We start from the raw sequence: 23,313 nt of genomic DNA on the forward strand, positions 1-23,313 counted from the left end.
AGCTACAATATCCAATCGCATACCACCTGTTGAGCCACGGCCTGCATGAACGCTGTTCGCAACCCGAAGAAGACGCAAAAACAAAAACCCAAACCCGAGTCCGGCAAAGCCGCCGCCAGGACTCAAGCAGGCAAGTCGAAGGCGCCGGCGGCGGCAAAAGCGGCCCCCCGTAAGGCGCCGGCAGGCCAGACCGCGGCGGCGGCCCCGAAAACGGCATTGCCGGGTCCGGCGGCGCCGTCGTTCTCGCTGGAACCGATCTTCGCGGCCATCCGCAAGCGCGTGCCCAGTGCCCGGCATGCCGAGACCCGGGCATTCGCCGAAGCGTTCTACAAGCGCATGGAAGCCGACGAGTTTCCGCACCACAGTCCGGAGGGCTGGGCGGCGATCGCCTGCGACATGCTGGACTTCGCGCGTACGCGCAAGCCGGGCACGGCCAGCGTGCGGGTATTCAACGCCACCCACAAGGCCAACGGCTGGGAATCGCCGCACACGGTACTGCAGGTGGTCAATGACGACATGCCGTTCCTGGTCGACTCGGTCAGCATGGCGCTGGCCGAAATGGGCGTGGGCGTACATGTGCTGGGGCATCCGCTGGTGCGCTTCAACCGCGACAAGAGCGGCAAAGTGACCGCGGTCGGCGAGGGCAAGCCGGAATCGCTGATGCTGCTGGAAATCGACCGCCAGCCGGCCGGCGACATGGCCGCCATCGAAACCCGCGTGCGCAAGGTGCTGGAGGAGGTCCGCGCCATCATCCGGGACTGGGGCCCGATGCGCGAGAAGATGCTGGCGCTGGCCGACGATCTGGCCACCCGCCGCCTGCCGATCAGCGATGCCGGCCGCCACGAAGCGCAGGAGTTCCTGCGCTGGGCGGCCAACGACCACTTCACCTTCTTCGGCTACCGCGAGTACCGGGTGGAGAAGGGCAAGGGCGATGGCATCCTGCGCGCGGTCGACGGCAGCGGCCTGGGCCTGCTGCGCGGCAAGGACAGCACCACGCCGCGCAGCGTCAAGTCGCTGGCCGCGCACTACATGGCGCAATCGGGTTCGGCCGATGCCCTGATTCTTACCAAGACCAATACCCGCTCCAGCGTGCACCGGCCCGGCAACATGGACTACATCGGCGTGCTGGAGTTCGACGCCAAGGGCATACCGGTCGCCGAGCAGCGTTTCATCGGCCTGTATACCTCCAGCGCCTACAACCGGCGCCCGTGGGAAATCCCGCTGGTGCGCGAACGCCACGAATACGTGATGCGCCAGTCCGGGCTGTCCCCCAACAGCCACAGCGGCAAGGCGCTGCGGCACATCCTGGAGACGTTGCCGCGCGAGGAACTGTTCCAGTCCAGCGAAGAGGAACTGGCGCGCAGCGCGATGGGCATCCTGGGGCTGCAGGAACGCGTGCGCAGCAGGCTTTTCCTGCGCCGCGACCGCTACGGCCGTTTCTTTTCCGCGCTGGTCTATATTCCGCGCGAACGCTTCAACACCGATGTCCGCCGCCGCATCGAGGCGCTGCTGAAGGAAACGCTGCACGGCGAGTACGTCGATACCAACGTGCAACTGGGCGAGTCGCCGCTGGCGCAGCTGCATCTGACCATCCGGCCCAAGGCCGGCGAACGGGTCGATGTGGACACCGCCGCGCTGGAAGAAAGCCTGGCCCATCTGCTGCGCAACTGGCAGGATGATCTGCGCGAGACCCTGATTGCCCGGCATGGCGAATCCGAAGGCTTGCGGCTGAACAGCAGCTACGGCCGGGTGCTGCCGGCCGGCTATATCGAAACCGTGTCGCCCGAGGTCGCCGCCAATGATGTCGAGCAGCTCGCCGCGCTGACCGGGCCGGACGATGTGCGCCTGAGCCTGCACCGCTCGCGCCGGCAGCGCGCCGGCGAAGGCCGGCTGCGGTTGAATCTGTACCGCCAGCAGCAGGACATCCCGTTGTCCGACGCGCTGCCGCTGATGGAGAACATGGGACTGCGGGTCATTTCCGAACATCCGTTCCGGCTGGAATCGCCGATTGCGCCGGTGTACATCCAGGAGTTCGAGGTCGAGGCGGTCAGCGGCGAGATCGATGTCGAGCGCCTGCATGGCCCGTTCGAGGAGGCGTTCGCGCGCATCTGGGGCGGCGATGCCGAAAACGACGGCTTCAACCGGCTGGTGCTGGGCGCGGGCCTGGGCTGGCGCCAGGTCGCGCTGCTGCGCGGCTACTGCAAATACCTGCTGCAGACCGGCGTGCCGTTTTCGCAGGGCTATATCGAAGAAACGCTGAACCGTTATCCGCTGCTGGCGCGGTTGCTGGTGGAACTGTTCGAGGCGCGCTTCGATCCGGCCACCGGCAACGAGAGCAAGGCGCAGATCAAGCTGGACCAGCAGCGCTTCGCCGAACAGCTGGCGGCGCTGGCCGCCGGCGACGAGGCCACGCTGAAGGCATTGCAGTACGTCATCGATGCGCGCGCCGAAAACCGCCAACTGCAGACCGAAGCCACCCACAAGACGCTGCTCAAGCTGATGGACCGGGTTTCCAGCCTGGACGACGACCGCATCCTGCGCGCGTACATGGGCGCCATCGAGGCCACCTTGCGCACCAGCTACTACCAGCGCAAGGACGGCCAGCCGGCGCACACCATCAGCTTCAAGTTCGACTCGGCCAGGGTGCCGGACCTGCCCAAGCCGCGGCCTTACCGCGAGATTTTCGTGTTCGGCCCTCGCGTGGAGGGCGTGCACCTGCGCTTTGGCCCGGTTGCGCGCGGCGGCCTGCGCTGGTCGGACCGGCGCGAGGATTTCCGCACCGAGGTGCTGGGCCTGGTCAAGGCGCAGATGGTCAAGAACACCGTGATCGTGCCGGTCGGCGCCAAGGGCGGCTTCTTCGTCAAGCGTCCGCCCGCTGCTACCGGCAACGCCGCAGCGGACCGCGATGCGGTGCTGGCCGAGGGTATCGCCTGCTACAAGATGTTCATCCAGGGCCTGTTGGACATCACCGACAATATCGTCAATGGCCAGATCGTGCCGCCGCAGGATCTGGTGCGGCATGACCAGGACGATCCCTACCTGGTGGTGGCGGCCGACAAGGGCACGGCGACGTTCTCCGATATCGCCAACGGCCTGGCCATCGATCACGGCTTCTGGCTGGGCGATGCGTTCGCCTCCGGCGGCTCGGTCGGTTACGACCACAAGGGCATGGGCATCACCGCGCGCGGCGCGTGGGAATCGGTCAAGCGCCATTTCCGCGCGCTGGGACGCGATTCGCAGTCGCAGGATTTCACCTGCGTCGGCATTGGCGACATGTCCGGCGACGTGTTCGGCAACGGCATGCTGCTGTCGCCGCATATCCGCCTGCTGGCCGCGTTCGACCACCGGCACATCTTCCTGGATCCCGATCCTGACGCCGCGGGCTCGTTCAAGGAGCGGCAGCGCCTGTTCGCGCTGCCGCGTTCCAGCTGGGCCGACTACGACGCCAAACTGATCTCCAGGGGGGGCGGCATTCATCCGCGCAGCGCCAAATCGATCGACATCACCGCCGAAGTGCGGCAGGCGCTGGGACTGGCCGAAACCGTCAAGGCGCTGTCGCCCAACGAGCTGATGAGCGCCATCCTGAAATCGCCGGTGGATCTGCTGTGGAACGGCGGCATCGGCACCTACGTCAAGGCCGGCAGCGAAACCCATGCCGACGTTGGCGACCGCGCCAACAACGGCCTGCGCGTGGACGGCCGCGAGCTGCGCTGCAAGGTGGTGGGCGAGGGCGGCAACCTGGGCCTGACCCAACTGGGCCGCATCGAAGCCGCCCAGCATGGCGTGCTGCTCAATACCGACTTCATCGACAATTCGGCCGGTGTCGACACCTCGGATCACGAGGTCAACATCAAGATCCTGCTCAACGGCGTGGTGCAGAGCGGCAAGCTGAAGCAGGCCGCCCGCAACCGGCTGCTGGCGGAAATGACCGACGAGGTCGGCGATCTGGTGCTGTGGGACAATTACCGGCAGAACCAGGCCATCAGCCTGATGGAGCGGATGAGCGTTTCCCGGCTGGGTTCCAAACAGCATTTCATCCAGACCCTGGAGGCGCAGGGCCTGCTGGATCGCCAGATCGAGTTCCTGCCGTCGGATGCCGAGCTGGCCGAACGCAAGGCGCGCGGGCAGGGCATGACCCGGCCGGAGCTGTCGGTGCTGCTGTCCTATTCCAAGCTGGTGGCGTTCCAACAGATGCTGGATTCGGATATCCCGGAGGATCCGTACCTGTCCAAGGAACTGCAGCGCTACTTCCCGCTGCCGTTGCAGAAGAAATACGCGGCGGAAATGGAAACCCATCGCCTCAAGCGCGAAATCATCGCCACCGCGGTCACCAATTCCACCATCAACCGGATGGGCGCGACGTTCCTGCTGCGCATGCAGGAGGACACCGGCCGCACCGCTGCGGAAGTGGCCAAGGCCTTCACGATTACCCGCGAAACGCTGGACGCGCGCGCGTTGTGGACCCAGATCGATGCGCTGGACGGCAAGGTGCCCGAATCGGTGCAGATCGACGCGCTGCAGGTGATCTGGTCGGTGCAGCGCAGCTTCACCCGCTGGCTGCTGGCCCGGCCGGGCGCCATTCCGGGTATTGCGGTGGCGGTGGACCGCTACCACGACGGCTACAACGAAATCCGCGCCGCCGACGGCGTGCTGCCCGATTCGCTGCGCCCGGCCTACGAGGCCAGCCTGCGGCAATGGAAGGAGAAAGGCCTGCCGGACGCGCTGGCCGGCCAGATCGCCGCGTTGCCGTACCTGGAACCTTCGTGCGACATCATCGAGCTGGCGCGCGAACGCAAGCTCAAGACGGTGGAGGTTTCCAAGACGCACTACCGCCTGGGCGAGGCCTTGCACCTGCCCTGGCTGCTGCAGCAGATCGATGCGCTGCAGGTCGACGGCCGCTGGCATGCGGTCGCGCGCGGGGTGTTGCGCGACGAGCTGGCCAACCATCAGCGCACGCTGACCGGCCAGGTGCTGTCGATGCCGGGCGCCAGCCCCGATGCCAAGGTTGGGCACTGGATGCGGCGTGATGACGCGGGCCTGCGCTTCACCCTGGCGATGCTCAACGAACTGGCTGCGCAGAAGACGCTGGATTACCCCACCGCATCGGTGGCGGTGCAGCGGCTGGGGCAACTGGCGACACAGGGCTAAGCCCCATGGCAGGCCGGGAAGGGGTCCGGCCTGCCTGACGCCCGCCACGTCGTCATGTAGGAGCGACGTGAGTCACGACCGCGACGCGAGCGGGAATGGGTGAGCCGCGATGGTGATGCCTGGAACGGTTGAAGCTTGCCTGTTCGCCATCCGGACGCGCTGCGGCGCGTTCTTCGTTGTTGGCACCGATGCCCATCGGGGCGCGGTCGCGACTCACGTCGCTCCTACGGGATGGCCTGGTCGTATCACCCGCTCGCGAGTGACACCGGCTATCCTTAGCGGCGTACCCTTGGAAGACGCGAATGAGCCAGACGCCACGCATCGCCTTTCTCGCCAGCCCGGCCGAGGAAGCCCAGCAGGCCCTCGTGGCCTTGATCGAACGGCATGGTAGCGCCTCCCCCGAACAGGCCGACGTGCTTTGCGCGCTGGGCGGCGACGGCTTCATGCTGCAGACGCTGCACCGTCACGGCGGGTTGGGAAAACCGGTGTACGGCATGAAGCTGGGCGCGGTCGGTTTTCTGATGAACCACTACCGCGGCGACGATCTGCTGGAACGCATCGCCGCGGCCGAGCCGGCAAAACTGCGGCCGTTGGAGATGCAGGCGCTGACCGAATCCGGCGCCACCATCGTTTCGCTGGCCTACAACGAAGTCTCGCTGCTGCGGCAGACCCGGCAGGCGGCGCATGTGCGCATCGACTTGAACGGCCAGACACGGTTGCCGGAGCTCGTCTGCGACGGCGTGCTGGTCGCCACGCCGGCCGGCAGCACCGCCTACAACTTTTCCGCGCACGGGCCGATCCTGCCGTTGGGTTCGCAGACCATCGCGCTGACGCCGATCGCTCCGTTCCGCCCGCGCCGTTGGCGCGGCGCGATTCTGAAAGCCGATACCGAGGTGCGGTTCCGCGTTCTGGACCCGTACAAGCGCCCGGTCAGCGCCACTGCCGATTCGCACGAAGTCCGCGACGTGGTGGAGGTCATCATCCGCGAGTCGCGCGACCGCACCATCACGTTGCTGTTCGACCCGGAACACAACCTGGAAGAACGCATCCTCAGCGAGCAGTTCATGGTGTGAACCGCTGCGGCGGTCACGCTTTGCGCCGGTGGAGTCCGGCGCCGGAATCCGCACGGCGGTTGCCAGCCGGGCGCGTCAGCGGGTATAGATGGCAAAACCGCGTTTCGATTCGCATCCGACCGGGGAGGGTTACGATGCAGATGAAGTTCGCCATGGCGCTGTGCGCCATGCTGGCGGTACCTGCCGCCGCCTGCCAGTTGTCCAGCGGGGTTGCGCCATTCGCCACCGGCGACAACCCGCCGCGCCAGGCCGATGCCGGCGCGTTGAAACCGCCGCAGGTGGAGATCGCCGGCATCACCCGCGGCGTTGGAACCCGTCATGCTTCCTGCGACGATACCGGGCTGCTGACGCTGCAACTGGAGTGGCCGCGCGGCACCGACTACAAGCTGCGCGATCTGGGTTTCGAGTTCCACGTGGTCGAGGGCGGCCAGGCTTATCCGATCTTTCCGGAAGGACCCGTGGCCGGTCGGATAAACGGCAAACGCAGCGAATTCCTGTTCATGTGGCGGGACGGCCCGCCCGACCAGCAGCAGCCGATCGACCTGGTGCTGGAAGTGCGCGCGGTCACCCCGGACAACCGCCGCGGGCCGCCGGCCCGGCTCAGAGTGGGCGCCGCGCCCGGCCGCTGAGAACTGTTCAACGACTTGCTGCGCTGGCCCTCCGGCGCGCCGGAGGCGCCGGTTGCTGATGGCCCTGCAGTACACGCACGGCCACGCACCGCGTATCAGCTACGGGGCAAGCTCTGGCTGCGCTCGCGACAGAGTCCGGAAGGTTCTGATCGGCAACTCTCGCCGGATGCGACCGCTATCGCCGATACTGCGCGCATGGCCGACAACACTCCCCGATTGCTGACCGTTGCGGTGACCTCGCGCGCCCTGTTCGACCTGGAGGAAAGCCACCAGCTGTTCGAGAGCCAGGGAGTGGAGGCCTACAGCGAATACCAACGCAGCCACGAGGATGATGTGCTGGCGCCCGGAGTGGCCTTTGCCGTGGTGCGCAAGCTGCTGGCGCTGAATGTCGGTGCGCCGGCCGATACTCCGCGGGTCGAAGTGATCCTGCTGTCGCGCAACTCCGCCGACACCGGCCTGCGTATCTTCAACTCCATCCAGCATTACGGCCTGGGCATCGTCCGCGCCACCTTCACCGCCGGCGAGCCCACCTGGCCCTACGTCAAGCCGTTCGGCACCGACTTGTTCCTGTCGGCCAATCCGGAATCGGTGCGGCGTGCGCTGGCCCACGGCATCGCCGCAGCCACCATCCTGCCCAAGCCGGCAGGCGAGCAGGCGCGGGAGACGGCCGCGGCCGGCGGCGACGCCGATGCCGGACGTCTGTCGACCCAACTGCGCATCGCCTTCGACGGCGACGCGGTGATCTTCGGCGACGAAAGCGAGCGCATCTCGCGCGAGCAGGGCGTGGAAGCGTTTGGCCGGCACGAGCGCGAGCGCGCCCGGGAAGCGCTTTCCGGCGGCCCGTTCAAGAATTTCCTGTCGGCGCTGCACCAGCTGCAGGCGGCGTTTCCCGCCGACGAGCGCTCGCCTATCCGCACCGCGCTGGTGACCGCGCGTTCTGCGCCTGCGCATGAGCGGGTCATCCGCACGTTGCGCGCGTGGGGCGTGCGTCTTGACGAGGCGCTGTTTCTCGGCGGGCGCCACAAGGGGCCGTTCCTGGAGGCCTTCGGTGCCGACATCTTCTTCGACGATTCGCAGCACAACATCGACAGCGCCCGCCTGCATGTAGCCGCCGGCCACGTCCCGCATGGGGTGGCCAATCCGTAGGGCGGGCCCCGGCCTGAGGTATCCCCACTATTTTCGAAGCCGGTCGTCCCCCTTGACCAGCCATTGAGCTGTTGAAAGACGCCCAAGAGGGTTCTTCTTCCAGGTGCGGGAAACGTCCGTGTGGAACCCGGTGGCCAGGGCAGTGCGGGACACGCCGTAGATGCCCGCTGCGTGGGCCCGGCCCGCCATCGCAGAGGGCGGGCGTTCGGCGGCGCGCGAAGCGATGCTTCGCAAGCGCTTGCCTCACCCATGCAGGCTCTTCCGCGGCATCCATGCCGCGGACGGTCCCGCACTGCCCTGGCCACCGACTTCTGGGCACTTGGCTGGCGCTAGAAGAAAGGCGTTCCGAAGTCGCGCTCTGTCATCTGCCCCAAAGTCGCCGAAGCCGAGCCCCCCGGAAGTGGGCGGAGAAGAATCTATGGGGATACTTCAGGCCTTGGCCCGCCATCGCCATCTGTCCGACCGGGCCGCGAATGGGCGGGCCCGCACGCGGCAATCTTTGCGCCTCATCCCAGTGGCAGGCCAGGGCCCTTCCTACAGCGGCAGGCGGATATCGGTCAGCCGCCAGCGCAGGCCCTGGCGGGTGAACACGAATACCACCAGGTCGCCGTCCTGGTCCGGAGCGGTGGCGGTGAAGCGGGACAGCGATTCGTAGCGGTGTTGGGCATGCTTCAGCGGGTCGGCCGGTGTCGCCGGCGCATGGGTGTCGCCGCCGATGGTTTCCCCAAGGGCTTTTTTCCACATCGATCGGCCCTGCAGCAGCGCGCCTATTCCCAATGGCGTGACCAGGGTGTCGACGCCGGCCCCCAGCACGCTGCCGGCAACCGACAGGGCGACGCTGCCGAACAGGCTGGATTGCATGTCGGCACCGGCTTCGCGCACCAGATGATCCTGCAACTGCGCGCGCAGGTTGACCCGCAGTGCGGGGAAATCGACATGCTTCTGCAGCCTGGCGGTGTCGTGCTCGGCCAGCGCCGTCCGGATGCCGTGGATGGCCAGATAGGGGCCGGCGGCGACATAGCCGCCCAGCGCCAGCAGCAGTACCAGGACAAGGGCGATCCATTTTTTCATGATGCTTGCCGGCGGCCACGGGAGAGGGCCAGCATCGCACAGTGCCGGCCGTGGGCGGCACCGCCGCTCAGAATTCCAGATCCAGCGCCGCGCACAGATAGTCGACGAACGGCGCCAACGCAGCCAGGTCGGCGGCCAGCGTCTGCCGCAGCCGCGGGCCGGTCAAGGCGGCATCGTCCAGCGACCGCCAGAACACGAAATTCCTGTGTTTCAGATCGTCGATGAACTCGAAATCGGCCGGAAACCCGCGCGGCGGGCGCACCAGCACTTCGCTTTCCTCGAAATCGAAACGCTTGCGGAACTTAGGCGCATGCGCGGCGGCCTTCCAACTGCCGGGATTGTCGAAGATGAACTGGCGCACGCGCCGCTGGGTATCCGGTTCCGGATGCCACAGCCCGGCGCCGACGAAGCTCTCGCCCGGCTGCAGATGGATGTAGAACGACGGCGCCGGTACCTGCTTGCGGCGTTCGTGATAGAGCCGCGCGCCCTGCCAGGGTTTGTACGGGGACTTGTCGGTGGAGAAGCGCGCGTCGCGATAGATGCGGAACAACGACCCGCCAACGGTCCTGGGGTCGGAGCGGAAGTGCGCGCTGACCTGCGCTAGGTCCGGCTGCAGATCGGTCAGCAGGCGCAGGAACGGCTGGCGGACGTGATCTTCGTAGCGTTGCTTGTGCGCGTTGAACCAGGTCTTGTCGTTGTTGCGCGCCAGTGCGCGCAGGAACTTGAAGCTGGCATCGGAGAAGTAGCTGGTCATGGAGGGATTGTAGGCAAGTGGGTGTCAAGGAGAGGGCGGGGCTTGGCACGCGCAACGGGTACAGGGCTGCGGTCGCGACTCGCATCGCTCCTACAGAAAGAAGCTGAAGTCATAGCTGCGCCTTCAGTTGCTCGCCCCAGGCCTGGACCTGGTCCAGCAGTGCCTGTCTGCCGCCATCGCCGGCGTGCTGCAGGCGCAGTGCGGCGATCTCCTGTTCGAAACTGTCGAAACCGTATTCGGACAGGCCATTGTCCGCGGCAAGGCGGTGGCGGCGGTAATCGTCCCAGCGCTGGCGTTCGGGCGCCGTCAACGTGTCCGGCCAGTTGCGCGCGCGGTAGCGGAACAGCAGTTCCGGCAGCCGGCCGTCGCGGAAACCGAAGTCGCGCAGCCCCAGTTGATCCGGTGGCGTGGCGCGCACGTCGGCGAAGCGGCGCTTGTCGGCGTCGGCCAGAAAACCATCGTAGATCGACGCATCCGGGTCGGAAGGGGCGAATTCGCGTTCGCCGGCGAAGACCCGCCGGACTTTCTCGGCCAGCGCCGGTCCGGCATCGCGCAGCGTCTGCGCATGGGCTTCGATGCGCACCGGGTCGATTTGCAGCCGTTCCATATCGGCCGGGCGCAGATGCGACCAGGCCACCAGCGCCGGGGCCTTGTTCAGGTGCACTTCCTTCAACGGCACGCGCTGTTCGCCCTCGGGAAGATCCGCGGCCGGGGTATACAGCCGGTCGGCAATCTCGTCGGCTTCCAGCCGCAGCAGCGCTTGCGGATCGCCGTCCAGGTCGTAGACGATGACGCGATTGTCGAATCGCGGGTGTCGGGCCAGCGGCAGCACCGGCGCCGCGCACAGTCGGCTGGCCGGGTAGCGCTGCGATATGTGCAGCACCGGCGTCATCGCCGTGGTATTGAGCAGGCCGGCGGCGAAGCGCTTGTCGCGCAGTTGCAGCGCATAGTCCCACAGGCGCGGTTGCGCCTGGCGCATCCTGCGGGCCATGCCGATGGTCGCCAGCACGTCCGACAGCGCCTCGTGGGCGTCGCCTTCGCGGACGCCGTTGGCGTTGGCCAGGTCTTCCAGCTTGAAAGACGTCGTGCCGTCCTCGCGCCGCGGCCAGTGGATGCCTTCCGGGCGCAGCGCGTGCATCAAGCGCATCGCATCCAGCAGATCCCAGCGCGAGTTGCCGCCGCGCCATTCGCGTTCGTACGGCTCGTAGAAATTGCGGAACAGGCCGTGGCGGACGAACTCGTCGTCGAAGCGCAGCGAGTTGTAGCCCAGCGTGCAGGTTTCCGGCCGCGCCATCTCGTCGAAGATGCGGGCGAAGGCTTCGGCTTCGTTGACGCCCTCGCGCAGCGCCTGTTGCGGCGCGATGCCGGTAATCAGCGCGGCGGCAGGCGAGGGCAGCAGATCGTCGGCCGGACGAACGAAGAAACTGATCGGTTCATCGACGATCTGCAGCTCGGCATCGGTGCGCACGGCGGCGAACTGGGCGATGCGGGTGCGGCGCGGATCCCTGCCGAAGGTTTCCAGATCGTAGAACAGGAAGCTGGCGGCCATCAGGCGGCGTCCACCAGTACGTCGAGTTGCTGCATCACCGCGGCGTCGACGGCATCCCAGTCGATCTGCGCCAGCGAGTCGCGGCCGCGGGTGGCATCGACCAGGATCCGGCGCTGGATTTCGCTGCGCCGGTGCGCCAGCGCGTACGGGATTAGCATGAAGGTGACCATGCTGTAGTGGGGCACGAAACGGCCCGGGTGACGCTCCTGCAGCGCGCGTTCGAGCTCGCGTTGCAGCAGGAAATCGGGATCGTCGACGCGGTCGCGCATCTCGACGTAGTTTTCCAGCGCCATCGCCTGGATCGCCTCGGCATTGGGCTTGCGTTCGGCTTCGAAAGCCGAAAACGCCGCGGCGCGGTCAGGCTGGGAGATCAGCTGGCGCGCCAGCGCCACGCAATCCTCGAAGGCGCAGTTCATGCCCTGGCCGTGGAACGGCACCATCGCATGCGCGGCATCGCCCAGCAGCACCGCACGCCGGTCGATGTGCCAGCGTTGCAGGTACAGTGTGGCCAGCAGGCCGGGCGGGTTGCGTTCCCAGTCCGCTTCCAGATCCGGGATCAGCGGCAGCGCGTCGGGGAAATCGCGTTCGAACAGCGCCCGCGCATCGGCGCCGCTGCGCACCGTGGCAAAACTGGGGTCGGCGTTGTCCGCGGCCGCTTCGTTGGGCAGAAACAGGGTGACGGTGAAGGTCTTTTCGTCGTTGGGCAGGGCGATGCACATGTAGCGGCCGCGCGGCCAGATGTGCAGGGCGTTGGGTTCGATGAGAAAGCCGCCATCGGCCGCCGGCGGGATCTCCAGCTCCTTGTAGGAATGGCCAAGGAACTCGGTGCGTTCGCCCAGATCGGTTTTCCGCATCATCGCCGCACGCAGCGACGAACCGGCGCCATCGGCGCCGACCAGCGAATCGAAGCCGATGGCCTGCCGGCCAGCGTCGCGTTCGTCGACGAAATCGGCCACGCCGGCGTCGAAGTCGACCGTGTCCAGCCGGCGGTGGAAATGCAGCGCCGCGCCCGCCTGCTCGGCCAGGTTCAGCAGGGTGATATTCAGATCGCCGCGGTGGATGGACCAGATGACTTCCGAGTCGTCGCGGCCGTAGCGTTGCAGCTGCTGGCGCCCGTCGCTGGTGTGCACCATGCGCCCGCGCATCATCACCGCCTGGGTCATCACCGCGTCGTCGGCATCGGCCTGGCGCAGCGCATGGCGTCCGCGTTCGGCCAGCGCCAGGTTGATCGAGCGTCCGCCCTCGTAGCCCTGCAAGCGCGGGTCGCCGCGCTTTTCGTACACATCCACCCGCCAACCCTCGCGCGCCAGCAGGGTGGCCAGCAGCGCGCCGGCCAGACCGGCGCCGATGATGGTGATGGAGCGGCTGTCGGCTGCGTTCAATCGATCACACTCCCCGCCACGTTTCCACTTCTTCGACAAACCGGTAGACGTCCATGAAGCGGTTGTACATCGGTGCGGGCGAGATGCGGATGACGTCCGGTTCGCGCCAGTCGCCCAGCGTGCCGACCGACACCAGGTAGTCGAACAACTCGCGTCCGCGTTCGCGCCCGCCGACCACCCGCAGCGACAACTGCGCGCCGCGCTGCGCCGGATCCGAGGGCGTGACGATCTGCAGCACGTCGCCGACGCGGGCGCGGATCAGCGATTCCAGAAAGCCGGTCAGCTTTTCCGACTTGGCGCGCAGCGCCTGCATGCCGCCGGCCTTGTCGAACAGATCCAGCGAAGCGCGCAGCGGCGCCAGCGCCAGCACCGGCGGGTTGCTCAGCTGCCAGCCTTCGGCACCTGCGGTGGGGACGAATTCCGGCCCCATCCGGAAACGGGTTTCCTTCTCGTGGCCCCACCAGCCGGCAAAGCGCGGCCGGTCGGTGCGCGCATGGCGTTCATGCACGAAACAGCCGGCCACCGCACCCGGGCCGGCGTTCATGTATTTGTAGTGGCACCACACGGCAAAGTCGGCGCCGCTCTCGTGCAGCCGCAACGGCAGGTTGCCGGCCGCGTGGGCCAGGTCGAAACCCACGCTCGCGCCCTGGGCATGGCCAAGGCGGGCGATTTCCGCCAAATCGAAGGCCTGGCCGGTGCGGTACTGGATGCCCGGCCACAGCACCAGCGCCAGGCGCGCACCATGCTCGGCGATGGCGCGCTCGATGGCCTGCATCGACAGCGTGCCGTTTTCCTGATCCGGTTCGAGTTCTATCAGATCGGTGGCCGGATCGAAGCCATGGAAACGGATCTGCGATTCCACCGCATGCCGGTCCGACGGAAACGCGCCGGCCTCGATCAGGATGGCGGAGCGCTCGGTGGTGGGCCGGTAGAAGCTGACCATCATCAGGTGCAGATTGGCGGTCAGCGAGTTCATCGCCACCACTTCGGCAGGCTGTGCGCCAACCACGCGGGCCAGCGGTTCGCGCATCAGCTCGTGGTAGGTCATCCATTGCGCGTGGCCGGTGAAATGGCCTTCCACGGCTTCCATCGCCCATTTGTCCAGCACCTCGTTGACCTGGGTACGCGCCGCGCGCGGCTGCAGGCCCAGCGAATTGCCGCAGAAATAAAGCTGCTCGTTGTGCTGGTGCTTGGGAATCAGGAATTCGTTGCGCAACAGGCGCAGCGGATCGGCGGCGTCCAGGGCGATGGCATGGGTGCGGGATAGAGGGTCGGTCATGGAGTTCTTGGGATGCTGTAGGAGCGACGTCAGTCGCGATGGTTTAGGGGGCCCGGGATGCGGTCGCGACTGACGTCGCTCCTACGGAGTGCAGTTGTTCATAGAAATCTCGACATCGGCAGCCCCAGCCATTCCAGCGCGGTGCCGTGGTACAGCCGCGCCTGCTGCGCTTCGTCCAGGCCCAGCGCGGCGATGCCGGCGCCCGGCTCCTGCTCGCCCAGCGGGAACGGGTAGTCGGTGCCCAGCATGACGCGCTCGGTGCCAACGGTGTCCAGCAGGTAGCGCAGCGCACGCGGATCGGCCACCCACGAATCGAAATACACCCGGCCCAGGTATTCGCGCGGGTTGCGCGGATTGTCGGTGGCCACCAGATCCGGCCGCATGTGGAAGCCGTGCTCGATGCGGCCGATGGTGTAGGGAAAGCTGCCGCCGCCATGGGCGAAACAGACCTTCAGGCCGGGCAACCGTTCCAACACGCCGCCGAAGATCAGGCAGCAGGCCGCGCGCGATTGCTCGGCCGGCATGCCGACCAGCCACGGCAGCCAGTACTTGGGCATCGAGGCGGTACCCATCATGTCCCAGGGATGCACCAGGATGGCCGCGCCCAGTTCGCTGGCGGCCTGGAAGAACTCGAACAGCTCCGGCGCATCCAGATTCCAGTCGCCCACATGCGAACCGATCTGCACGCCCTGCAGGCCCAGCTGATCCATGCAGCGTTCCAGCTCCTGCACCGCCAGCCGCGGCGACTGCAGCGGCACGGTGCCCAGGCCGGCGTAGTGGCGCGGATGATCGCGGCAGGCGGTGGCGGTGTGGTCGTTCAGCGCCTGGTGCAGCGCCAGCGCCCGGTCCGGCTTGGCCCAGTAGCTGAACATCACCGGTACCGTGCTGAGCACCTGCACCTGCACGCCGAAACGGGCGTAATCGTCGATGCGCACCTGGGTATCCCAGGTCTTGGGCAGGATTTCGCGGAAGAACTTGCCGTCCTTGTAGATGCGGTGGCGGCCGTCGTCGCCGTGATGGATCACCGGAAACCGCGCATCGCCGTACTTGCTGGCCAGGTCGGGCCAGTCGCGGGGCAGGAAGTGCGCGTGGGTGTCGATTTTGAGCATGAATTCCCGAAAGCCTTGTGCTGCCTAGCCTTGGCGGCTCGTCGGCGGATTCGGGCGCATTTTCACCCGCATCTACACCCCTGTTTCCAAGCCGCTGCACCAATGTGGTTAGGGTACCCGAACGCCGGCAACCGGTCAGGGTGATGCGCCCGGTTGCGCCCGCCCGGTTCAGCTCGCGGGCATCCGGTACACATGACCGACAAAGTTGGCGTCTTCGTCGTCGGGGTGGTTTAGGCTCATCGGGTCGTCCGCGGCCGTGGAGTAGGAGGTCGGCCACCGCATCGCTGGGTTGTCCTCGTCTTCCATCAACGCCCACAGCGCAACAGGCTGCTCGAACGTGCCCTCGGTATCCTTGAAGACGGAGAACCAGCCCGGAGGGGCGGCGGTGATGCTGATTGCTTTGGGCATGGTTGGATCCTTGCTGGCGAGGTCGATTAATCCTACTCTTACCGTCTATGACGGGCGGAATTTGATGCCCGCACCGTCAATATCCTTCGGACAAAAGCCCTCGCCACAAGTTGATGGCGGCATGGGCGAAGTTCTACGGCTACTAGGCGCGGTCGTCCTTACCGTCATTCCAGGGTGCCTTGTGCCAGCGCTTGTCGAATACCCAATGCCAGAACATGACCGGCGCGTTTCCGGGGTGTGTGACGGCATGCGTCCGCATCGTTGGCGATAGCTCAGCGTGCGCCAGCACAACCTCGTCGGACTGCCGCGAACTGGCGAAGACGCGCTCATAAGCGAACCGGCAGATCATTGAGTTCATCTGCTGCACCTTGTCGGCATCTGAGACGTCGACGTGCGTCCAATCGTCGGGCACGTCGTACCCCGTAGCCCCGTAGACCAGAAGCCAAGGGGTTACCGGAAACAGGAGTAGCACGTGGCCGTCCGGCTGATGGACATAGGGCAGAAGCCGGTCCGGTGGCAGCGTTGGATCAAACCAGACGACCGGGTTGTCACTGGTGACGAAGGGGATTCCGCTCGTGTTGTGGAGCAGAAAGAAAGTCGACTTGTTGAACACGCTCTCTGCATGCGTTATCGCCTCCGGGATCGCGTGGATAGAGGCGTGCGGATCCACCGCAAATCGAAGTTGATCGACCAACTCCCCGCTCTCCGATTGAAAGACAGCCTCAGCGAGGGCAGGCGGAGGTGGGGGCAGGACGATTCGCCCGGTCGCGATGTTGTAGCGGAGCTTGTGATGCAGCCTCTCAGCATGCAGGCGCTCGTATGCGTTTCGGGTACTGGGAACGCGCGCATACTGTGCGGCGATAAACTCCGCAAGTCTGTTGTAGTGCTGAGACGCAAGCGGTTCTCGCGTAAGCAGATAGTCGACGAGATCGTTCCAGCCATCCTCGACGGATCTACCCAGAAAGTCCTCAATGGAATTACTATCCCAGCCGCCGTCCGATGTTGGCTGGCGGTAGTAGTGAAACTCGTACCCGACTTGACTAGGGTGTCTCAGCTTCGGTCGGCGAGGATAATCCTTGCGGTAGGTGAATAGCTCACCTTGCGGGTTGCAGAACCGCTTCAGGTACACCATCGGCACAAAATGGTGCTTGTTCTTCTCTTCCTCAGCGGAGGACATGGCAGCTCCGTGATTGACACGCCAACACTACGCCGCCACGCGCCCTTTCTTCAAGCTGGCGATCCAGGCGTCTACCTCCGTCTCGGCCCAGCGGGACCGGTTGCCAATCTTCACCGGCACCGAGAAGGCGTCGACGTTGAACGCGATGAGCCGATGCTGTGGTTTCCAGAGAAGGATGCCGCGCTCCACGTTGCGAGGACCATCGCCGACGCTCGGAACTTCTACAGCGGCGCGCCCACGGCGGTTGAGGTGGAGATGGGCGATCGTCGTGAACGGGTGGCTGCGTTCACCTGACGGAGGTGCATCTTCCGCCGGCGCCGACTCTCAGTGCTGGGCTTTCCGCCCCGCACGCAGATCTTCCCGCGAAAGTGTCGGCTCAATGGCCGGCGGCGCTCCCAGGCGGTCGTCGAGGACTTCCAGCCTCAGCCGCTCCGCGTTGACGGCCGCCCAGCGCTCCACCATCCGCTTTGCGTGGGCCAACGTTGCGGCATAGCCATGCCCTTTTGCGTCCGAGCGTTGGCGGTTGACGGTCATCAGCCATCGTCCCTCTGACACCCTGTTAATCAGCGCAACTTCATGCCTATTGCGCCGCAGCCAATGATGGCCGTACCGATCGTCGAGGTGCCAGTGGAAGTCGTCGGGGAGCATGCAGAGAGGATACATCGGGCCATTCCATGGCCTGAGACCCTGCCGCGATGCAAAGCCGTGCTTCGGCTGTCGATTAAGCCTATAACAGCGACAGGCGCCTGGAAGCGCCCGTCCGCTTGTGCTCACTTTTCGTAATCACAGCAAGTGATTTACTTGTCGAAACGGATGAGATTCCTACCGGTTATCCACAAGGTTATCTGCAACGGTGTGGGCTTGGAGGATGTACCGTGGTGGTGCAGCAACAGGCTGCGATTCTAAGAGACTCGAAATGGCAGGTGAGCCGAAGCAATTCTTGCTATACAAAGACAATGCAAGCGAATGGCGCTGGACGCTTTATGCGGCCAATGCAAGAAGATCGCGGATAGCGCCGAAGGTTATAAGAACAAGGCAGACTGTATACACGGCGCGCGCCTTGTCGCGTCAGTATCGACTAGTGCCGGAATATGGAACTCCGTCAGCGAGGAGTGGGAATAGTATGCAATCGAACTCGCGTCAGGGTCCTGGCGCGAGTTTCTTGCGATACAACGTGAAGACGGTTTCCGATTTTTCTCTCTACGGCGCTGGCGCTAAGCATCACTTTGGAAATGTGAAAATCACTTGGTCGGCATTAGAATCATAATGGGACTTGCCCAGCACGCGGGTCAGCGCCTGTCCGGTTTCCCCAGTGCCCGCAGGTTGGCGGGCGTGGACGTGGACCGCGATCCACTCCTTCGCCGGGTTGCGACCCTGCGCGACCAGCGTTCGGAGTGCTGCCCGGGCGACGTGCTTTGTATCCGCGGCGACTTCTTCGTATCCGCCAATCGAGGCATCCTCCCGATAGTTGATCGCGAACCGATAGCTGCGATTATCAGACTCTAGAAGCTCGATGTCGTTCCAATTGGGGCGAAGCTGGCCGACTTCGGCTAGGAAGGCGTCTCTGAACCTCTCTTGGGCACTCATCACGGGCGCGGTATCAGACGAGGCGGTCACGTCCAGCGATTCGGCCTTGAATTTTTTCGATGGCCTACTGTCGTCGCTGCCGGCAGTGCATGCAGTGAGGAACAGTAGGGTGGCGAGTATCGGCAAGTGTTTCATGTGCCCTCCCCGGGCAGCGGGTCATTTCAGCATAGCGAGCAGTAGCGACGGCCGCCATCGCCACGTAATCCAGGTTCACGGCGCTTGCTGGCGTGCCGGCGCTTCCCCCACGTAGGTCCGCATCGTCGCCAGCGCCCGCTGTAGCGCCGGATTGCCATCAATCTGCGAGGCGACGTAATCGTGCATCCCCAGCGCCAGCAGACCCTCGCGGTTACGATCGAAGCTGCGCAGGTCGTGGACGATCTCGGCCTTGAATTCGGCGTCCTGGCGATCTTCGAGCAGGCGAATACCGTCGCAGATGGCGTCAACGCGGGTCCAATCGGTTTGCACAGGCTCGTTCCAAGGCGCAAAGCTCTCGGCCACGCGCGCCGCCTCGCCAGCGAGCGCTTGGTATCCGCGCGCAATGTGATCGACACGGCCTGATCGGCTGGTCGTTCCGGCCGCCAGTTCCAACTCACGGGCGCTTTCCTGCAAGCGTCGGGCAGCGGTTGCGAGGACGGCACGGGCCTCGCCAAGACGCTGCTGCAACCAACACAGGCCGTGACCGGTGTAGCGGTGGCGGATCGGCGCGCCCTCGGCCTCGATCGAAGCGGCCTCGTCGAGTTCGTCGAAATGGTCGAGGCGCTGGTACAGCTCGGCGGCGAGCCGGGCCGCATCCAGTTCCATCTCGTGCAGGGCGACAACGCGCTCCCGCTCCCCTTGGAAGTAGAGCGCGTCGCGCTCGGTCTTGGTGCTGGTGGTTGCGGTCATGGTTTCTCCTATGCGCCGGCGGCGCGTGCTCTGACATTCGGCTGGAATGCCCCTGAATCGTTACTCACTAGATCGCGATATTTCGCATCCGTTTAGCTGCATCGCCCGCCGCAGCAGACCGAAGTCGGGCGGATCGCGCCGGAGCGCCGCCAATGCCCAGCGGCGCCAGCGGACACGGGTTCGGCGATCGCGGGCGCTCGGGCACGCGTTGAGAGCACGCAGACGGTCACCCGCACGCAGAACGGCCCAAGCGGCAGCCACGGTGGCGCGGCGGTCGCCGGCCAGCACTGCGGCGGCCATGTCTCGCCGCGCGTCCCGGAAGGCGTGGCGCGCTTGCTGCAGGGATTCCGCAGCATGTTCGGTCATGGCTCGCCCTCCGCGTCATCCTCGTCATCGCCGTCTGCCACTTCCTCGAGGGCGCGGGAGATCAGTTCCTCAAGCATCTCTACCTCGTCGACCGTGAGGTGCGGCATGTGGCCCTTCGCTGCCCCGGGGACCGCCAGCAACCGGTTGCGAGCTTGCGTTACCAAGGTGACGTAGGCGGTCCTTATCTCCCGGGCGTCCACCAGGCGCCCGCGCTCCCGCTGGATCTCCAGCTCGACGCGGTCGGCCTGCAAGCGAGCCAGGCGCGCGCGCTGCTGGCGACCATCAATCGCAGCAGCAGCTACCTGGGGATCAACGGTAGTCGGCTTGGCTTTTGCCGCGGCGCGCAGGCTGGCGATGTAACCGCGCACGCCGGCCTGGGTTTCGTACCGACCGCCGGGTGCGCGAGGAACAACACCTTCCTGCGCGAGTTCGCGGATCCGGCGCGCGGACACGTCCAGCAACGCCGCCAGTTCGGCGGCGCTGCAGGTTGCGGGCCAGGGGGCGACGATGGCCGCTTTCGATGCCATCAACGGCGGTCCGGGCCCTGAGACACGATCGCCGCGCCACCGTCGATCGCCGGGAGCTCAATGCGCGCGGCGGTCAGATTGGCGGCGGTGACTTGGGGACGGATCATGCGCGACTCGGTGCGGTGGAATCGCGCGATCGGATCGTCCGGTCCGGCCCCCAGGCGGCGGCCCTCGCCATCAGTCACGCGCGGCCCGTGCTGTACGACCTCGACTTCTACCTCCTCAAATTCCGCCGGGCGGCTGCGCGTCTCGTGGGGAAGAACGAGGCCATCCGCCGATAGGTCATGCTGGCGCGCAATGCGCCGGGCGCGTTCGACCTGGGCGTGCAGCTCTGGAAGCTCGGCCAAGACCTCGGCCAACTGGTGCGCCAGGCCTTGGTACTTGAGCGTCCGATCCTCCGCGCGCTGGGCGGCATCGCGACCTGCCTGAACATCGCGCTCGGCGTGGGCGCGCTCCTCGGTGGCGACCAGCTCCGCGCGACGGATGGCTAGCCGCTCGGCAGCCACGGTCAGCCGGCGAGCTTCGTCCGCGAGGCGCTGGCCATGTGCGTCGTGCTCGGCCTCAGTTCCGGCCAGCAGGGCATCATCTCGGCTCTCAGCGTGAGCAGCCACCGCGTCGTTGGCGGGCTCCAGGCGTGCAGCGATCAGTGCCAGCGCGTCATCCGCCTCCGCCACCGTTCGGGGCGTCAGCAGGTCAGCAAGCGGCAGGGCTGCCGCCTCCTGGTCGAGGGTATGTCCTGCCTGTACGTGGCCGGCTTGGGCCGTCGATCGGTTGTTCGTCATCTTCATCTCCTCGGTCAGGCCAGGCCCATGGCCTTGGCGGTTGCGATCAGGTCGGTGGGCGCCGTAGCTTTCTCCAGCGCGGTCACGGCAGCGTCGGTCGGCATCGTCCCGGCGACCAATTGCAGCGCGAGCGCCGGCGCCTCGTTCGCGGCGGCGTGATTGAGGATGGCCCTCGCGCGCTGTAGTGCCGCGGCTCCTGAATCCAGTGATTGGCCGGCCTGCATCGCGCCTGCCTGCAGGGTCAATCGTGTTGCGTTCATCGTTGTTTCCTCGGTTGGTGCCGCGGTCGCGGCGGGTTGTGTATCCGGCTATACCGGCTAGCTCGCGATGTGCGCCTCGCTGGGCGCATCGGTTTTTTCGGTGGGTTCGTGGTCGTCAGAAGCGATTGGCGAGGCGTGGAGAGCCGATGGCGGCGGAAGCGGAGCAATTTCATTTCCGTGTTCGTGTAGTGAGGCATCAGGGTCTCCGTCCCCCATGTTTTGTTTTTGTCCCAGAGGGACCCACGCTGTCTCAGTCGGTCTCATCACGCGCCCAGGAGAGAGCAGGCCGACGATCACGCGCCACCTCGCACTGCCCAGCCAGCCCGACCGCGCTCGGCATGTAGGGCCTCACGCTGTAGCTGTGCCTGGCGCTCGGCGTCCTGCGCCTCGGCGTGGGCTCGGCGGGCCGCGGCTTTCGTTTCGGTAGTAGGCTTCATTGATCGCACCGGGAAGTAAGGCGAGCGCATTGCGTCGAGGCCCGCGGCCACTGCGATGTGGTCCAGTTCGGCACGCAGCGCAGCGAGTTGCTCCAAAATCTGAAGCGACGCGCGCCTCGCTGGATCAATCCACGAGACGAGACCCGAATCGTGCAGGCGGTGATCAACTCGGGTGCTGAGGCCGTACAGGGCCTCAATGTCGGCGGCGAGGAGGTGATGGTCGAATCTGCTGTTCATACCCTGTTCTCGTGGAAATGGTCTCGGAAGGTGAAGCGGGTGAAGCGTGTTGAAGCGCGCATCCTTCTATTGCTACCTGCGCTTTCTCTCGTGCAACCCACAATGGAAAAGTGCGCGTGTCAGCGCGTGTCGGGGTCGCCGACATGGCGGACCCGGAGTCCGGCGTAACAGCGGACCTGACGACCCTGGCGCCGAGGCTGCGTTGTGCGGATCTGCGGGAAGGCTGCTCGCAGCTTTTTTCCGAAGTCAGCAGCGGTTCCTGGGTGGTCGCGACCGGCGTCGCGGCACCAATCCAGCCAACGGTCATACAGCGACGAGATGGAGCCCTCGGCCGTCGGCGCGAGAACGCAGCAGTCCCGGACAAACATCGTGATTGGGGACGCCAGCGCCTCGAGTTCGTCGACCAGTTCCTGGCTGCTTGCGGGCTGCACTAGCCGTCCGCGCCTTCGCAGCCGGTCGAGACCGTCGAGCGCCCATAGCAGAATCGCCGGTAGTTCCTGCAACAATTTGGCCGTCAACTGGTGGTCTTCGGCACCGTAGAAGGTCCGAGTTAGCCGCAGGATCAGGAATCGAGACGAGAGCGCTGCGCTAGCATCTGCCATAGCTGGTAGCTCATTCGTCGCCACAGTGAAGCGGCTGGGCAGCGTGCCGTTCCAATCGATCTGGTGCTTGCGCGGCACGCTCACGGCATCTTCGCCAGTGATCCTCAACAGGTTTTCCGCGATTACAGCCACGTCCGCACGACCGGATAGCCGTGCATCGGAGAGCAAGGCGACCCGTTTGCCTATGAGGCTTTGCAGGCCAAACGGCATACCCAAGGACGCAAAGGTAGGGCTGCAGACATTTGCCGGTCCCGCCAGTTCGCGCAGGATTCTTAGGATCGTTCCCTTACCAGAGCGGCGCGGCCCAACGATCAGTAGGGCCTTCTGGTGGCTGGTATCGTCCGTCAACGCGCAAAGAGCGATCCATTCTTGCAACAGGGCGATCGCTTCGGGATCATCGGGCCACAGCATCGCCAAGAATCGCAGCCACGCGACGGGCTGTCCGGCCCTCGGGTTGAAGTCCACCGGCAGCACCGTGGTCGCGAACAGGCGCACGTCCGACTGCTGCAGCTTCCGGCTGGGCATGTCGAGGAGACCATTGCGGCATACCAACAAATTGCCGGGGGCACCTTCGCCAGCGTGACCTGGCAGCCAGTTGGGTTCGGACGCCAGAGCAAGGTAGACGTCGGAAGCGAGAGCGTCGAGCACATCGTTGACCAAGCGCCGGGTGGGCTTGATCTCCTGTCCTTGGTAGTCGGTGCAACCCTGCAGCCACTGATAGAGAAGCGCGCGCAACTCAGGCTCTGGCAGATGTCGCCAGTGTGTTCCCATCCACAGGTAGTGGTCACCGTTCCAGCATCGCAAGCCGTTTACGTTGCCGACCCGGTATTGCAGGCAGAAAGAACGCGCGGCATCCAACGGTGCCTTAGGGTCGACTTTTGCGGCACGACGACGCATTGGCACTG

22 protein-coding genes are annotated in these 23,313 nt (G+C 65.7%); 5 read left to right on the forward strand and 17 right to left on the reverse strand.

Translation table 11 applies throughout. The annotated features are described in order from the left end of the window. Positions 1-216: 216 nt before the first annotated feature. The 4 genes from CRO39_RS02590 to CRO39_RS02605 all read left to right on the forward strand — a co-directional run bounded on the left by CRO39_RS02590 (position 217) and on the right by CRO39_RS02605 (position 7,996). Positions 217-5,148: an NAD-glutamate dehydrogenase gene (locus CRO39_RS02590; protein ID WP_238394509.1), complete on the forward strand. Its 4,932-nt coding sequence runs from the start codon at positions 217-219 to the stop codon at positions 5,146-5,148. 302 nt (positions 5,149-5,450) lie between these two features. Further along, on the forward strand, positions 5,451-6,221 hold the full coding sequence (locus tag CRO39_RS02595) for an NAD kinase (RefSeq protein ID WP_097120294.1): 771 nt from the start codon (positions 5,451-5,453) through the stop codon (positions 6,219-6,221). Between the two features lie 134 nt (positions 6,222-6,355). Next, complete coding sequence (locus CRO39_RS02600; RefSeq protein WP_097120295.1) at positions 6,356-6,850, forward strand: hypothetical protein; 495 nt, start codon at positions 6,356-6,358, stop codon at positions 6,848-6,850. Between the two features lie 195 nt (positions 6,851-7,045). Then, the gene (locus CRO39_RS02605) at positions 7,046-7,996 is read left to right on the forward strand and encodes a 5'-nucleotidase (protein WP_097120296.1); all 951 of its coding nucleotides are present in this window, start codon (positions 7,046-7,048) and stop codon (positions 7,994-7,996) included. Between the two features lie 534 nt (positions 7,997-8,530). On the opposite strand, the gene CRO39_RS02610 is transcribed toward CRO39_RS02605, so the two are convergent. The 8 genes from CRO39_RS02610 to CRO39_RS02645 form a co-directional block, all read right to left on the reverse strand. Continuing rightward, on the reverse strand, positions 8,531-9,067 hold the full coding sequence (locus CRO39_RS02610) for a DUF2939 domain-containing protein (protein WP_097120297.1): 537 nt from the start codon (positions 9,065-9,067) through the stop codon (positions 8,531-8,533). Between the two features lie 67 nt (positions 9,068-9,134). Then, complete coding sequence (locus CRO39_RS02615; protein ID WP_097120298.1) at positions 9,135-9,821, reverse strand: DUF2461 domain-containing protein; 687 nt, start codon at positions 9,819-9,821, stop codon at positions 9,135-9,137. Positions 9,822-9,930: 109 nt separating this feature from the next. After that, complete coding sequence (gene sbcB, locus CRO39_RS02620) at positions 9,931-11,370, reverse strand: exodeoxyribonuclease I (protein WP_097120299.1); 1,440 nt, start codon at positions 11,368-11,370, stop codon at positions 9,931-9,933. After that, on the reverse strand, positions 11,370-12,752 hold the full coding sequence (locus CRO39_RS02625; RefSeq protein ID WP_097120300.1) for an FAD-dependent oxidoreductase: 1,383 nt from the start codon (positions 12,750-12,752) through the stop codon (positions 11,370-11,372). Before CRO39_RS02625 ends, sbcB begins: the two co-directional genes overlap by 1 nt. Before the next feature lie 4 nt (positions 12,753-12,756). Continuing rightward, entirely contained in the window at positions 12,757-14,031 is a 1,275-nt protein-coding gene (gene kynU / locus CRO39_RS02630; protein WP_097120301.1) for a kynureninase, read from the reverse strand. A gap of 98 nt (positions 14,032-14,129) precedes the next feature. Further along, entirely contained in the window at positions 14,130-15,140 is a 1,011-nt protein-coding gene (locus tag CRO39_RS02635) for an amidohydrolase family protein (protein ID WP_097120302.1), read from the reverse strand. Positions 15,141-15,308: 168 nt separating this feature from the next. Next, entirely contained in the window at positions 15,309-15,548 is a 240-nt protein-coding gene (locus tag CRO39_RS02640) for a hypothetical protein (protein WP_097120303.1), read from the reverse strand. A 142-nt stretch (positions 15,549-15,690) separates the two neighbouring features. Next, positions 15,691-16,725 carry a DUF4238 domain-containing protein gene (locus CRO39_RS02645; RefSeq protein ID WP_097120304.1) on the reverse strand — a complete coding sequence of 345 codons (1,035 nt, stop codon included), beginning with the start codon at positions 16,723-16,725 and terminating at the stop codon, positions 15,691-15,693. Positions 16,726-16,734: 9 nt separating this feature from the next. Between CRO39_RS02645 and CRO39_RS20805 the strand changes: the two genes are divergently transcribed. Next, positions 16,735-17,019 carry a hypothetical protein gene (locus CRO39_RS20805; protein WP_162125664.1) on the forward strand — a complete coding sequence of 95 codons (285 nt, stop codon included), beginning with the start codon at positions 16,735-16,737 and terminating at the stop codon, positions 17,017-17,019. 30 nt (positions 17,020-17,049) lie between these two features. Here the strand turns inward: CRO39_RS20805 and CRO39_RS02650 are convergent, their stop codons facing one another. The 9 genes from CRO39_RS02650 to CRO39_RS02685 all read right to left on the reverse strand — a co-directional run bounded on the left by CRO39_RS02650 (position 17,050) and on the right by CRO39_RS02685 (position 23,305). Then, positions 17,050-17,373, reverse strand: a complete 324-nt coding sequence (locus CRO39_RS02650; RefSeq protein ID WP_141400685.1) for a hypothetical protein — start codon at positions 17,371-17,373, stop codon at positions 17,050-17,052. Between the two features lie 573 nt (positions 17,374-17,946). After that, positions 17,947-18,447, reverse strand: coding sequence for a hypothetical protein (locus CRO39_RS02655; RefSeq protein ID WP_097120306.1), 501 nt, complete (start codon positions 18,445-18,447; stop codon positions 17,947-17,949). A gap of 75 nt (positions 18,448-18,522) precedes the next feature. Then, on the reverse strand, positions 18,523-19,197 hold the full coding sequence (locus CRO39_RS02660; RefSeq protein WP_097120307.1) for a hypothetical protein: 675 nt from the start codon (positions 19,195-19,197) through the stop codon (positions 18,523-18,525). 60 nt (positions 19,198-19,257) lie between these two features. Continuing rightward, positions 19,258-19,563 (reverse strand): hypothetical protein, encoded by a 306-nt coding sequence (locus CRO39_RS20380; protein WP_141400686.1) that lies wholly within the window; start codon positions 19,561-19,563, stop codon positions 19,258-19,260. Continuing rightward, positions 19,560-20,090, reverse strand: a complete 531-nt coding sequence (locus CRO39_RS02665; RefSeq protein WP_097120308.1) for a hypothetical protein — start codon at positions 20,088-20,090, stop codon at positions 19,560-19,562. Before CRO39_RS02665 ends, CRO39_RS20380 begins: the two co-directional genes overlap by 4 nt. Then, a complete protein-coding gene (locus CRO39_RS02670) occupies positions 20,090-20,872 on the reverse strand; it encodes a hypothetical protein (protein WP_141400687.1) in 783 nt (260 codons plus the stop codon). The genes CRO39_RS02665 and CRO39_RS02670 overlap by 1 nt, the downstream gene beginning before the upstream one ends. Before the next feature lie 14 nt (positions 20,873-20,886). After that, positions 20,887-21,132, reverse strand: coding sequence for a hypothetical protein (locus CRO39_RS02675; RefSeq protein WP_097120310.1), 246 nt, complete (start codon positions 21,130-21,132; stop codon positions 20,887-20,889). A gap of 293 nt (positions 21,133-21,425) precedes the next feature. Then, positions 21,426-21,806, reverse strand: coding sequence for a hypothetical protein (locus CRO39_RS02680; protein WP_097120311.1), 381 nt, complete (start codon positions 21,804-21,806; stop codon positions 21,426-21,428). A 119-nt stretch (positions 21,807-21,925) separates the two neighbouring features. After that, positions 21,926-23,305 carry a DNA primase family protein gene (locus CRO39_RS02685; protein WP_162125665.1) on the reverse strand — a complete coding sequence of 460 codons (1,380 nt, stop codon included), beginning with the start codon at positions 23,303-23,305 and terminating at the stop codon, positions 21,926-21,928. Between the last annotated feature and the right edge of the window lie 8 nt (positions 23,306-23,313).

It is taken from the genome of Pseudoxanthomonas wuyuanensis, assembly GCF_900215535.1.
Lineage (GTDB): Bacteria > Pseudomonadota > Gammaproteobacteria > Xanthomonadales > Xanthomonadaceae > Pseudoxanthomonas_A > Pseudoxanthomonas_A wuyuanensis.